Genomic DNA, 13131 nt, shown 5'->3' on the forward strand with positions numbered 1-13131 from the left:
CCCTTTAGCGGTTTGTGAGCCGCTTTATGATCTTCACGGTTTCCTCGGCCGCCCGCTCGATTTGTTCCATCGTATTGCCGAGCCCGAAGCTGAAGCGCACAGACGAACGGATGCGCTCCGACTCTTTTCCGCACATCGCGACAAGCACGTGCGACGGGTCGATTGACCCGGCGGTGCATGCTGACCCGCTCGAGGCGGCAATGCCGGCTAAATCCAAGTTCACGAGCAGCGATTCGACATTCGTTCCCGGGAAGGCGACATTCAAAATATGCGGCAGGCCATCCGGGCGGCCGTTGACCGCATAGTCGATCCCTGAGGAGCGGAAAATCGCAAGCATCGCCTCGCGCCACGCCGCATATTGTCGACGTTTCTCTTCCCTTGTTCGCTCAGCGATTTCCGCCGCCTGCGCCAAGCCGATGATGCCGGGGACGTTTTCCGTGCCGGCGCGCCGCTTCCGCTCCTGTTCGCCGCCGAAAAGGAGCGGAGTGATGCGGACCGTTTCCCGGACATAAAGCGCGCCGCTTCCTTTCGGGCCGTTGATTTTATGAGCGGAAATCGACAGCAAATCGATCCCGTATTCATTCACATCGATCGGAAGAAGCCCGTACGCCTGGACGGCGTCCGTATGGAAATAAGCCGGATGATCGCGAAGCAGCGCCCCGATTTCGCGAATCGGCTGGATCGTGCCGACTTCGTTGTTGGCAAACATGACCGACACCAAAACGGTCTCATCGCGCAGCGCGGCCTTGACATCCTCGACCGATACCGTCCCTTGTTCGTCAACGGGCAAATACGTGACCTCAAACCCTTGCGTCTCTAAATATTCACAAGCGCGCAGCACCGCATGATGCTCGATGGCGGTTGTAATGATATGATTGCCGCGGCCGCGGTTCGCTATGGCCGTTCCGATGACCGCAAAGTTATCTGCTTCCGTGCCGCCGCTTGTAAACACAATCTCCGTCTCTTTCGCCCCAATCGAGCGGGCGATGACAGCCCTCGCTTCATCGACCGCGCGGCGGCTCTGCCGTCCAAAATGATGGATGCTTGACGGGTTGCCGAACTGTTCCGTCATCCACTGGACCATACCGGCAGCCACGTCTGGATGGACCGGGGAAGTTGCCGCATGGTCCAAATAAATCCGTTCCAACGGCCATTCTCCTTTCCTTGCTGTATGCTTAAATATAAAACATATATGCCCCTTCATCCCCGTCGCTATACTTCGCCAAATCTTCGAGCGTTGTGCTGTCGAGCACTTCCTCGACCGCATCGCGGATGCGAATCCATAGCTCGCGCTTCGCCGGCTCTTCCTCCTCGAGCTCCTCGACCGGGGCCAGCGGCCCCTCCAACACGCGCAAAATGTCGCCGGCGGTGATTTTCGCCGGATGTTCAGCAAGCACATAGCCGCCATACGCTCCGCGAATGCTTTTGACGAGCCCGGCGTTGCGCAGCGGCGTGACGAGCTGCTCTAAATAATGTTCGGATAAATTGTTCGCCTTGGCGATCGAACGAAGCGAGATCGGACGATCGCCATATTTTTTGGCCAATTCAATCATAATCGTCAAGCCATATCGGCCTTTCGTCGAAATCTTCATTCATATCCCTCCTAACGGCTTAACCCTTGCGTCCGAGTGCCGGCGGCCGGTCCAAGCAGGCGGCTTGCGACCTTTTGGCATTGCGGCAGCGCCAAGCCGGCAATCGAACCGATCGTCACACAAAAAAGGAACGTGCCAAACGACACCGGGCCGCCGAGCAACCAGCCGGCCAACAGCACGAACGCTTCAATCCCGATGCGAATGTACGCCACGTTCCATCCGGTCAGCTCGGTCAAAGCGAGCATGAAACGCCTGTGTTATTATATCATAAAAATCCCTTTCCCTTCACGGCTGAACCTTGACCTCTTGTTTCAACTGCTCAAGCCGCCGGTACACTTTGGCGTAATGTTTTTCCTCGCCATGCTCTTTCGGTTCATAATAGCGGACGCCTTCCAGAGCGGAGGGCAAATACGTTTGCGCCACCCAGCTGTTCGGATAATCGTGCGGATACAAGTAGCCTTGTCCACGCCCGAGTGCAGCCGCCCCTTTGTAATGAGCGTCTTTTAAATGATCCGGAATATCGCCAAGCTTGCCGGAACGGACATCGGCAATGGCAGCGTCCAGCGCCTTGTAAGCACTGTTGGATTTCGGGCTTAAACAGAGTTCAATCGTCACAACCGCGAGCGGAATGCGCGCTTCCGGCAGCCCGAGGCGTTCCGCCGCTTCGACCGCTGCCTGTACTTTCACTCCCATTATCGGATTGGCAAGTCCGATATCCTCATAAGCCATCACAAGCAATCTCCGGCAAACGGCCGCCAAGTCTCCGCCTTCAAGCAGACGGGCCAAATAATGAAGCGCGGCATCGGCATCGCTGCCGCGCACGCTTTTTTGAAACGCGGACAACAACGAATAATAATGATCGCCATATTTGTCATGGGTAAAACCGCGGTTTGCGGTGCATGAAGCCACGATATCCTCAACAATATACAAGCGGCCGTGGCGCTCATCGGCAGCCGCAACCGCCGCCTCCAGAAGCGAAAGCGCGACGCGCGCATCCCCACCGGCTGCCTCGGCGATGCGCCATAACAACGACTCGTCAATGACAACCGGCGGCTCGCCGACCCCTCGTTCCGGATCAGCGAGCGCCCGTTTCAGAATGATCATGAGGTCATCCGGCTTGAGCGGTTTCAGTTGTTGGATTTGCCCGCAGCGGCTGCGAATGGCGGGATTGACCTCGTGAAACGGGTTTTCCGTTGTGGCGCCAATCAAGGTCACGAGCCCGGATTCGAGATGCGGCAACAAAACGTCTTGCTGCGCTTTATTCAGCCGATGGATTTCGTCGATAAATAAGAGGACATTGCCCGACCAACGCGCCGCTTCGACTGCCTCTTCGATTTCCTTTTTGCCGGCGGTCGTCGCATTGATGGCGACCCATTCGCGCCCGGCGGTGCGGGCAATGGCGTAAGCGAGCGACGTCTTCCCTGTCCCCGGCTCTCCGTAAAGCAAAAGCGAGGGAACATGACCTTTTTTGACCATTTTATAAAGCGGCGTACTAGGGCCAATGATGTGCTGTTGCCCAACGATCTCATCGATCGTCCGCGGCCGCATCCGCCAAGCAAGCGGCTCCGTCGTTTTGGGCATGCCGACCCCCTCCTTGAGATTGATGACGCTATGTTCACAGACATCCTTCGATGCCGCCTATTCATTTTCGGCGAATGGGGCGTCTCCCCGTGGGAAGAGCGGTGGTTTTAATCAAAATAGCGTTCAATGGCCTCCTTCAACTCATTGTACAGCGGAAGCGAGTATTTCGCCAAATAGAGCAGAAGCGCCTCCACCATAAACCGCCTAGCTGTCTCCCCTTTCTCGAGTTCTTCCTTCAATAAGCGCAGCGAGCGAAGAATATCGTCTTCAACCGGACGCATCGCCGCCATGCGCTCTAAACAGCTGATAGCCCGTTCTTTCCATTGACTCCGCTCTTGGGTCGCCGCAGCCATGTAATCCGCCATCATCGTTTCATCGAGCAACCCCATCTTGCCGTCAAGCAGGCTGGCAACGATGGCATCAAGCCGATCGAGCAAGAAGGGGCAAGCTTCTCAGGAAGCAACGGCTTTCGGTCTACCGCCAAGTAAATCAGATATTCTTTCAGCATTCCGTTGAGCATCGTCGCGCAATCAAACGAAACGGGACGCACTTGTTCGCCGTATATGTCTTCAATCGCCCGGCGATACCAGTGGAGCGTATGGGCGCGGATGCGAAACACCAGATGCTGCACCTCATGGCTCACCTTCGCGGCTTGTTCACCCAACTGCATTTGCACCAGCTCTTTATGTTCGTCAAACAGCTGGATTTGTACAGTCAACTGACGGCAAAACCGCTCGCGCGCAGTTAAGGCGGGATCAGCCTCGATTTGTTTAAGCTGGTGAAACAAGACTTCATAATGGTAGCGGAAAATCGATACAGCCAACTCTTCTTTTGATTTGAAATAATTGTAAATCGAACCTTTGGCTACTCCGCTCCGTTCGGCGATTTCCTGCATGGAGGCAGCGTGATAGCCTTTTTCGGCGAATAATTTCATCGCCGTTTCAATGATGTCCTCTTTCCGTCCCAATGTTTTCGCCTTCCTTGCTCCTTCTTCATGTCCATTATAGTCGATCTTGCCATGAAAAAAAATGCCGGACGGCCCGTTATCCGGCCATCCAGCCCTGTCATTTTGCCATCGGTTCGCGTTTTGCCGTCCGGAAGAAAAACGCCTCATACATCGCAGGAATGAACACAAGCGTCAATAACGTCGACGACGTCAGGCCGCCGATGACCGTGATGGCCAGCCCTTTCGAAATCAACGTGCCGGCCTCATTCGTCAGCGCAAGCGGAATGAGGGCTGTCACAGTCGCAAAGGCTGTCATTAAAATCGGCCGCAGCCGTGTTTTGCCGGCTTCAATGATGGCGCTTCGCACCGTCATCCGTTTTTGTTCGCGGTTTTGCCCGATTCGATCCACCAGCACGATCGCATTGGTCGTCACGATGCCAATGAGCATCAACAAGCCGATCATGACGCTGATGGAAAGCGGCTCATCGGCCACATACAAAGCAAACAGCGAACCGATGGGAACAAACAAAAGGGAAGATAAAATGATCAGCGGCACCCGCACTTTACCAAATGTAATCAGCATCGTCAAATACACAAGCCCGATGGCCGCCGCCATGGCCACACCGAGTTCGCGGAACGTCTGCACCGTCTCATCGCTTCCGCCGCCCGTTTTCACTGTGACATCGGATGGGATCTTCAAATCATTTACATGTTTCGAAATATCATTCGTGACTTCCTGAATGTTGTCGCCGACAATCTGGGCGGATACGCGGGCAAACACTTTTCCGTCCAGCTTTTGAATGGACGTATACACGTCCGCCTCTTTCACTTCGGCGACAGCTGAAAGTGGAATCACTCCGTTTCTCGTCACGATCGGAAGCTCTTTCAACTCATCGATCGATCCCAACGTTTCATCATACGAAAGTTCGACTTGCTCATCCTTGCCACCGAGTTTCAGCGTCCCCACATCGACCGGTTTGGTTGCATCGGCCACCGTCCCGAGCAATTGCATGCCCGAAACGCCATAAGCGGCCGCCTTTTCCGGATCAATGGCGACAATCACTTGTTTTTGCTTTTCCGTCAAGTTATTCGTCACATCTTTGACATCATCGCGTTGTTTTAAATACGTCTCGACCTGTTTGGCTGCTGTTTGGAGCGCCTCCAAGTCATTGGAGTATAAGTCAATATTCACGTTATTATTCGTTGGCGGCCCTCCGCTCGACATCTCTTGCACGCCCAATTTGGCCCCGGGCGCGAGCTGATTGGCGATGCGGCGCATTTCTTTTTCGAGAACGGCCACGGTTTTCGCGGTGTCAGCGCTGTCCTTTAATCGAATATAATAGCTGGCTTGATTGGGCCGTTTCAATCCTGTGCGGAAATCGCGGCTTCCCACTGCGGCGGTGACGCTCTCGACATCGCTTCGTTTTAAAAACATCTTTTCCATCTCCAACGACACATCATTCGTTTTGACCACCGATGTGGAAGCCGGCAGTTCAATGCTCGCCACCAACGTTTTCTGCTCTTCGTTCGGCAAAAACGTAAATCCAAGTTTCGGCACGAGCGCCAATGAACCAACCAATAGCACAACCGACAACACAAAGACAATCGCTTTATGGTTGAGCGCCCATTCAATGATTCGGCCATACAGACGCTGAAGCGCTCCTTCTTTTTCCTCTGGCGGCACACGGCGGAACGAAAATTTCGCTAAAATCGGCACAACCGTCACGGCCACCAACAAAGAGGCCAACAGGGCAAACGTAATCGTCAAGGCAAAAGGCAGGAAAAATTCCCCTGTAATGCCCCCAACAAGCCCGAGAGGCAAAAAGACGACAACCGTTGTGATGGTCGAGGACACAATCGCTTTGACAATTTCTTTCGTTGATTGCTCGACTAAATCATCGCTCATGCCTGTTTTCTCCCGGCGGACGCGGCGGAAAATATTTTCGATCACGACAATGCTGTCATCCACGACTCGGCCGACGGCGACGGCCATGCCGCCAAGCGTCATGACATTGAGGGTAATATCCATACGATTGAGAAAAATGGCCGATACAAGCAGCGAGAGCGGAATCGAGACGATGGCAATCACAGTCGCCCGAACGTTGCGCAAAAAGAGCAAGACGGCCAACGAAGCGAACAGCGCCCCGAGCAGCCCTTCACGGACAAGCGATTCAACGGATTGTTTGATGCCAGCTGACGAATCAAACCCGATGGAATAATCAAACTGATGTTTGTAGGAATTCAGCACTTTGATCACTTGGTCTGCCACTTCAATCGTATTGGCATCTTGTTTTTTCGTCACGGCCATCGACAGCGATGGCTTCAAATTATAGCGGGTGAATTCGCTTTGTTCGTTGACTTCCTCAATCGTCGCAATATCCCCAAGCTTCACGGGAGAGACGCGCTGCCATCCATTCACCGCCATCGGAACAGCTGTCGGCACGAGTTTCAGATTTTTCAACTCATGGATGGTGTTCAATTTTTCCTCGACGCGAACCGGAATTTGCCATGTATCGGTTTGCAACGTTCCAGCCGGGAACGCCAACACCTTTTCATTGATTTGGTTTTTAATCTCTGACAAGGTCAATCCCGCCTGAGCGGCCTTTTTCCGATCGACTGTGATCCGGATGAGGCGCTCGCTGTCTCCACCGATCGAAACGGAATTCACCCCGTCGATTTTATTCAATTCTGGAATCACTTCGGTTTCCAGCAACGTTTGCAGATCGGTTTCGTTTTTGGCAAACAAGGAAATGTTGAAAACCGGGATGGAACCGAATGAAAACCGATTGACTTCCGTTTGGACATGATCGGGCAATCCTGCTTGATCAATGAGCGATTCGACCTGCCGCTCCATTTTCTCCATATCTGTCCGAAACGGGAATTCAAGATTGATAACAGCCATTCCTTCATAGGACGAACTCTGCATTTGCTTAAGCCCGTCAAGGGACTTCAGTTTTTCCTCGAGCTTGGCCGTGACCTCCTCATTCACGTCTTGCGGAGAAGCCCCAGGATAGACCGCTTCAATCGACAACTGGGGAAATTCAATGTTCGGCAGCAAATCGACCTTCAAGGAGGAGAAGGAATACAGTCCTAGAAACAGGAGCAAAAACGAACATACAAACACAGCTGCCGCATTTTTCAAACTGAACCTAGTCAAAAACGTCATCATGCCACCTCTCATCCCACGATTTTGACCAATCAGTCTAATTATTTTGAACTGACCGGTCATACAAAACTATTTCTATGATACATGAAAATGGGAAAAATGAAAAGGGTGAAGTTTAAAGTGGAAATCAAACGGAAAAACTATGACCATATCAACATTACCATTTGATGGGGTGGACAACATGAAAACAAGACAGGATGCTTGGTCACATGAAGAAGATGTACTGTTGGCTGAAACGGTGCTGCAATATATACGCGAAGGAAAAACGCAACTTGCCGCTTTTGAAGTCGTTGGGAGACAACTGCACCGCACAGCGGCAGCATGCGGATTCCGTTGGAACGCCGAGGTGCGCAAACGGTACCTTGAGGCGATCGAACAGGCAAAAAAGCAGCGGAAAGAACGGAAACGGGCGCTCGAAATGATGAAAAAGTGGCAAAAAGACAATACGGTTGCTGCTTGGAGTCCTTCTGGAGAACGGGACGGCGCCGAAGGGTCATCGCCTTTTCTCCCAGCAGCCCCATTGACACTGGAGCAGTGCATTTCATTTTTGCAAACATTGCGGCGCGGCATCGAGGAGATGGAAGCGATCCGCCAAGACAACGAGCGCCTGAAACGCGAGCGGGCGGAATGGCAGGCGCGGAACGAACAGCTTGCTCAAAAACTCGAACGCCTTGAAACGAGGCAGACCACCGTGCAAGAAGATTATGAGGCGCTCGTGAAAATCATGGCCCGCGCCCGCCAGCTCGCTTCCGAAGAAGGCGACCGTTTCTCTCTTGCCCAGCTGTTTGCCGCCGAGGCGAACGGATCGAACGAATCGCTCGCCCATTCATAAAAAAAGAAGGTGCCCCAACAAAGCATCGGGACACGTTTTCACCGCTGGAACGACGGACAGCGCCCGCTACCAAACCGGTGAATGCACCGGATGTTTACAGGAACCTTCGCCTTCCCATTTTGTTCGAAGTCAACTACCCCCACTTCGCTAACGCTTGAAGTGGGGGCTTGCAACTCCCCAGAAGTGCAAACGGACCTCGTCCTCCTTCCTTGATTTGGGGTTGCATCAGGGGGCAGGTTGACAGCTGCCCAACGACGCAGGTCATGCCTGCATCGTTACCGATTCTCTCGGTGTGTCTGTTGGCAGTACTTGGCTTCCACACACAACAGACAGACCTACGCTCGATATTTGACGGTTGCAACGTTTCCTGCAACCAACTCCATACATCGAGCAGCCGTTATTGGAGTGCCTTTATTGAACGGTTTTCTCCACGTCTTTATTCTATCATACCACAAAAGAAAGGGGGAACGCGCATTCCTCTCCCACTTACTCCCTTTAGTCGTTGAAGTGAGAGTCTCCTGCGCGAAATAGGATGAAGGTGGAAGAGTTCAATCGTCGCCAACGCGCCTGATGGGAATTCCCTCTAATAGACGATTTATCACGTAGGAAGCCATAATGAGCCCGGCAACTGATGGAACGAAAGCATTCGAAGACGGCGGCATTTTCGCCTTGCGGATCGGCGAAGCGTCATTGCCGACAACCTGGCGGACATCTTCGCGGATTTTCACCGGCTTCTCGTCGGAAAAGACGACCGGAATGCCGCGGCGGATCCCTTCTTTGCGCAGCTTGGCGCGGATGACTTTCGCGATCGGATCGGTGTGTGTTTTCGAAATATCGGCAATGCGGAACCGGGTCGGATCCATTTTGTTCGCCGCACCCATGCTGGAGATGATCGGAATGCCGCGCTTGAGGCATTGTTTCATCAAATGCACTTTGTACACAATCGTGTCGGACGCATCGATGACAAAATCCAGATCATAGGCGAAAAACTGCACATACGTCTCTTCCGTATAAAACATTTGCAAAGCGATCACCTCGCACGCCGGGTTGATGTCGGCGATGCGCTCTTTCATGAGCTCCACTTTCGGACGCCCGATGGTCGAGAGCAACGCATGGATTTGCCGGTTGATGTTGGTGATATCGACGTTATCGCGATCAACAAGCACCAAGCGGCCAATGCCGGAACGGGCGAGCGCCTCGACGGCGAACGACCCCACGCCGCCGACGCCAAGGACGGCGACGGTGGCGTTTTTTAAGCGTTCCAACCCTTCAGGGCCAATCGCGAGTTCATTGCGGGAAAATTGATGCAGCATCGTTCTCCTCTCCGTTTGCTCCAAAATTGGTGTTTATGCCGCTTTTTATCCTACCATCAAGACAGCAAAAGAGGCAACGGCATTTTGCTGGCAAAACAAAACCCCTACGCGGCCATCCGCATAGGGGAAATGTTGTTGATTCCTTACTGTTGCCAGTCCCAATCGTGCCGTCGATGCCTTCGTTTTGAACCCGCTCTCCCATAGGTGGGTGCCCTGTTCCAAGGTTTGCGCTTCCCCTGTGACGAAGAGGCGTGCACGCCGCTTGGAAACCCCGAGCTCCCGGATCATAAACTGTTCGGTCAAAACGATCAGTGATCCGACGAACACATTAGGACGGTTGTTAGTTTGATTGTAACACATTTTTCAGCCTTTGTGAACACCTATTGCCAACGTTTCTTTTTCAGATGCCGCTGTCACTCGTTTCCCGGAAGCACAACCGCCAAGTGCAGCTCCTCGAGCTGCTTGTCGCTGACCGGCCCCGGCGCTTCGGTAAGCAAGCAGCTCGCGCTCGCCGTTTTCGGAAACGCGATCGTATCGCGCAAGTTCGTGCGCCCAGCGAGCAACATCACCAGCCGGTCAAGGCCAAGCGCAATGCCGCCGTGCGGCGGAGTGCCGTATTCAAACGCCTCAAGCAAGAATCCGAACTGACGGCGCGCTTCTTCTTCACTGAACCCTAAGGCGCGGAACATTTTTTCTTGCACGTCCCGCTCGAAAATGCGGAGCGAGCCGCCGCCAAGCTCATAGCCATTTAAGACGAGGTCGTACGCCTGCGCGCGGACGGCGCCCGGGTTTGTCTCAAGCAGCGGAATGTCGTCGCGCACCGGCATCGTAAACGGATGGTGAGCGGCGTAATAGCGCCCTTCTTCTTCGTCATACTCCAAAAGCGGCCAATCCGTCACCCACAAAAACGCGAGCTTCGCTTCGTCGATCAAGCCGAGCTCCTTGCCAAGCTTCAGCCGCAACGCGCCTAGCGCCGCGGCGACGATCGCTTTTTCGTCGGCGACAAACAAAAGCAAATCTCCGTCTTCGACAGCAAGCGCTCGACGCAGCGCCGCCTGTTCCTCATCGGTGAAAAACTTGGCGATCGGTCCTTTCAGCTCTTCGCCTTCCGCTTTCAGCCAGGCGAGCCCTTTCGCCCCGTAGCGGCCGGCAAATTCTCCTAAGGCGTCAATATCTTTACGCGAATAGCGAGGGGCAGCGCCTTTCGCGTTGATCGCCTTCACTTGGCCTCCTTCTTTGACGGCGCGGGCGAACACTTGAAACGCTGAATCACGAACGATTTCCGATACGTCGACGAGCTCGAGGCCAAAGCGTATATCCGGCTTGTCCGAGCCGTAGCGGCTCATCGCCTCGTCATACGTGATGCGCGGAAACGGGCGCGGGATGTCGATCCCTTTTGCCGCTTTCACGACGGCAGCCATCATCCGTTCGGTTAAATCGATAATATCCTCTTGTTCGATAAACGACATTTCGATGTCGATTTGCGTAAATTCCGGCTGGCGGTCGGCGCGCAAATCCTCGTCACGGAAGCAACGGGCGATTTGGTAGTACCGTTCCACGCCGCCGACCATGAGCAGCTGCTTAAAAATTTGCGGCGACTGCGGCAAGGCGTAAAATTCGCCCGGATGGACGCGGCTCGGCACCAAATAGTCACGCGCCCCTTCCGGCGTGCTTTTCGTCAACATCGGCGTTTCAATTTCCAAAAAGCGTTCGCTATCCAAAAAGTCGCGCACCGTCTTTGTGATTTTGTGGCGAAGCGCCAGTGTTTGAAACATGACTGGGCGGCGCAAATCCAAATACCGATATTTTAAGCGCACGTCTTCCGCCGCATCCGTGTCATCGGAAATCGAAAACGGCGGCGTTTTTGCCTCGTTGATGATCTCGATTCGTTCCGCCTGAATTTCAATGCGGCCGGTTGCGATGTTCGGATTGACCGTCTCCGGAGCGCGGGCGACGACCGTTCCTTCGACGCTTAAAACGTATTCGCTCCGCACGCGCTCCGCTGCCGCCAGCGCTTCAGCCGACACGTCCGGGCTGGCGACAACTTGGACGATGCCCGTTCGGTCGCGCAAGTCAATGAAAATGAGGCCGCCTAAGTCGCGGCGCTTTTGCACCCAGCCTTTGAGCACGACGCGCTCGCCGACGGCCGTTTCCGGCACTTCTCCGCAATAATACGTCCGTTCCATTCGCTCACTCCTCCTTCCCGATCCGTTCATGCAAAAAGTGCGCCAACTCGCCGAGCGGTACATTCGTTTGCTCGCCGCTCGCCATATGCTTTACCGCCGCTTCCTGTCTCTCGAGTTCTTCATCGCCGATAATGGCGACAAACGATGCCCCAAGCCGGTCGGCGGCCTTCAGCTGCGCCTTCAATTTTCGGCCCAAATAATCTTGATCGACCCTCAATCCAAAGCGGCGCAATGCATAAACGAGGCGGACCGCCTCATCTTTCGCCCGCTCACCGACAGCGACGACATAGCAGTCAAGCCCGCTCTCCACCGGCAATTCCACACCTTCGGCGTCAAGGGCGGCCAACAGCCGCTCGATGCTCAAGGCAAAGCCGATGCCCGGCGTCTCCGGACCGCCGATTTCTTGGACAAGCCCGTTGTAACGCCCGCCGCCGCACAGCGTCGCCGCCGCGCCAAATCCTTCCGCTTCGCTCATAATTTCGAACGTCGTATGATTGTAGTAATCAAGTCCGCGCACAAGACGCGAATCAATGACAAACGGAATGCCAAGGTTAGTTAAATATTGTTTGACTTTTTCAAAATAAGCACGCGAGTCTTCGTTCAAATAATCCAAAATCGACGGCGCCGTCGCCATCAGCTCATGATGGCGGTCTTTTTTGCAGTCGAGAATGCGGAGCGGATTCGTATGAAGCCTCGTCTGGCAGTCCGGGCACAGCTCGTGGATGCGGCTTGAAAAATGGCGAACAAGCGCCTCTCGGTGCGCCCGGCGGCTGTCAAGGTCGCCCAAGCTGTTGATGACAAGCCGGATCCGTTTTAAGCCAAGCGCTTCGTAAATATGCATCGCTAGCGCCATCACCTCGGCGTCAATCGCCGGATCGCTGCTGCCGAGCGCCTCGACGCCGAACTGGACGAACTGGCGGAACCGTCCCGCTTCCGGCCGCTCGTAGCGAAACATCGGCCCGCTGTAATACAATTTCAGCGGCTGGTTCGGACTGCCGTACAGCTTATGCTCGACAAACGCTCTGACAACCGGCGCCGTTCCTTCCGGGCGGAGCGTCAGCGCGCGCCCCCCTTTGTCTTCGAACGTGTACATTTCTTTTTGCACAATGTCCGTTGTATCCCCCACGCCGCGCAAAAAAAGCTCCGTATGCTCGAAAATCGGCGTCCGGATTTCCTGATACCCATACCGGCTGCAGAGGCTGCGGGCAATGTGCTCGACATATTGCCATTTTTCCGTGTCCCCTGGCAGCACATCTTGTGTCCCTCTTGGAATTTGAAAAGCCATGCTCATCCTCCTTTGCCCAAAATAAAACGCCCTTGTCCCTGTCATCGATAGGGACGAGAGCGTCATTCCCGCGGTGCCACCCTAATTGAAGCCGATCCGGCTTCCGCTTGTCGCCATTAACGCATGGCACACGTTCCCCTTTACTGGCGCAAAGCGCGTTCAAAGGGAAACCTACGGAGTGTCTTTCGTTAAGCCATCATGGAGAAACGCTCGCAGCCTTGGGCGTTTCC

Annotated in this window: 9 protein-coding genes, 1 other RNA gene, 1 pseudogene and 1 other annotated feature (1 of these 12 cut by a window edge); of the genes and pseudogenes, 1 reads left to right on the top strand and 10 read right to left on the bottom strand. The window is 54.2% G+C overall.

Annotated elements, in window-relative coordinates; genetic code table 11:
- Positions 1-4 precede the first annotated feature (4 nt).
- From A0V43_RS10685 to A0V43_RS10710, 6 genes and pseudogenes are all read right to left on the bottom strand, one after another.
- Positions 5-1147, bottom strand: a complete 1143-nt coding sequence (locus A0V43_RS10685; protein ID WP_013524205.1) for a cysteine desulfurase family protein — start codon at positions 1145-1147, stop codon at positions 5-7.
- Positions 1148-1175: 28 nt separating this feature from the next.
- A complete protein-coding gene (cymR, locus tag A0V43_RS10690) occupies positions 1176-1592 on the bottom strand; it encodes a cysteine metabolism transcriptional regulator CymR (RefSeq protein WP_015375472.1) in 417 nt (138 codons plus the stop codon).
- A gap of 11 nt (positions 1593-1603) precedes the next feature.
- Positions 1604-1837 (bottom strand): hypothetical protein, encoded by a 234-nt coding sequence (locus A0V43_RS10695; protein ID WP_015375473.1) that lies wholly within the window; start codon positions 1835-1837, stop codon positions 1604-1606.
- Positions 1838-1877: 40 nt separating this feature from the next.
- Positions 1878-3173, bottom strand: coding sequence for a replication-associated recombination protein A (locus A0V43_RS10700; RefSeq protein WP_063193067.1), 1296 nt, complete (start codon positions 3171-3173; stop codon positions 1878-1880).
- A gap of 107 nt (positions 3174-3280) precedes the next feature.
- A pseudogene (locus A0V43_RS10705) lies at positions 3281-4140 on the bottom strand (TetR/AcrR family transcriptional regulator).
- Between the two features lie 97 nt (positions 4141-4237).
- Positions 4238-7285 carry an efflux RND transporter permease subunit gene (locus tag A0V43_RS10710; RefSeq protein WP_013144651.1) on the bottom strand — a complete coding sequence of 1016 codons (3048 nt, stop codon included), beginning with the start codon at positions 7283-7285 and terminating at the stop codon, positions 4238-4240.
- A gap of 181 nt (positions 7286-7466) precedes the next feature.
- Here A0V43_RS10710 and A0V43_RS10715 point away from each other — a divergent pair, with 181 nt between their 5' ends.
- Positions 7467-8117 carry an RsfA family transcriptional regulator gene (locus tag A0V43_RS10715; RefSeq protein ID WP_013144650.1) on the top strand — a complete coding sequence of 217 codons (651 nt, stop codon included), beginning with the start codon at positions 7467-7469 and terminating at the stop codon, positions 8115-8117.
- A gap of 548 nt (positions 8118-8665) precedes the next feature.
- Here the strand turns inward: A0V43_RS10715 and A0V43_RS10720 are convergent.
- The 4 genes from A0V43_RS10720 to hisS form a co-directional block, all read right to left on the bottom strand.
- The gene (locus A0V43_RS10720; protein WP_013144649.1) at positions 8666-9430 is read right to left on the bottom strand and encodes a tRNA threonylcarbamoyladenosine dehydratase; all 765 of its coding nucleotides are present in this window, start codon (positions 9428-9430) and stop codon (positions 8666-8668) included.
- 151 nt (positions 9431-9581) lie between these two features.
- A non-coding RNA gene (gene ssrS, locus A0V43_RS10725) (6S RNA) lies at positions 9582-9768 on the bottom strand.
- 75 nt (positions 9769-9843) lie between these two features.
- Positions 9844-11616, bottom strand: coding sequence for an aspartate--tRNA ligase (gene aspS, locus A0V43_RS10730; RefSeq protein ID WP_063193068.1), 1773 nt, complete (start codon positions 11614-11616; stop codon positions 9844-9846).
- Between the two features lie 4 nt (positions 11617-11620).
- Positions 11621-12901 (bottom strand): histidine--tRNA ligase, encoded by a 1281-nt coding sequence (hisS, locus tag A0V43_RS10735; protein WP_063193069.1) that lies wholly within the window; start codon positions 12899-12901, stop codon positions 11621-11623.
- Between the two features lie 46 nt (positions 12902-12947).
- Positions 12948-13131 (bottom strand) — a binding site (T-box leader) (it continues 48 nt past the right edge of the window).

The organism is Geobacillus sp. JS12 (assembly GCF_001592395.1).
Lineage (GTDB): Bacteria > Bacillota > Bacilli > Bacillales > Anoxybacillaceae > Geobacillus > Geobacillus zalihae.

Bases quoted from the DNA above. Each gene is read 5' to 3' on its own strand.
- cymR (WP_015375472.1), bottom strand. From the start codon at position 1,592: ATGAAGATTTCGACGAAAGGCCGATATGGCTTGACGATTATGATTGAA.
- A0V43_RS10695 (WP_015375473.1), bottom strand. From the start codon at position 1,837: ATGCTCGCTTTGACCGAGCTGACCGGATGGAACGTGGCGTACATTCGC.
- A0V43_RS10700 (WP_063193067.1), bottom strand. From the start codon at position 3,173: ATGCCCAAAACGACGGAGCCGCTTGCTTGGCGGATGCGGCCGCGGACG.
- A0V43_RS10710 (WP_013144651.1), bottom strand. From the start codon at position 7,285: ATGACGTTTTTGACTAGGTTCAGTTTGAAAAATGCGGCAGCTGTGTTT.
- A0V43_RS10715 (WP_013144650.1), top strand. From the start codon at position 7,467: ATGAAAACAAGACAGGATGCTTGGTCACATGAAGAAGATGTACTGTTG.
- A0V43_RS10720 (WP_013144649.1), bottom strand. From the start codon at position 9,430: ATGCTGCATCAATTTTCCCGCAATGAACTCGCGATTGGCCCTGAAGGG.
- aspS (WP_063193068.1), bottom strand. From the start codon at position 11,616: ATGGAACGGACGTATTATTGCGGAGAAGTGCCGGAAACGGCCGTCGGC.
- hisS (WP_063193069.1), bottom strand. From the start codon at position 12,901: ATGGCTTTTCAAATTCCAAGAGGGACACAAGATGTGCTGCCAGGGGAC.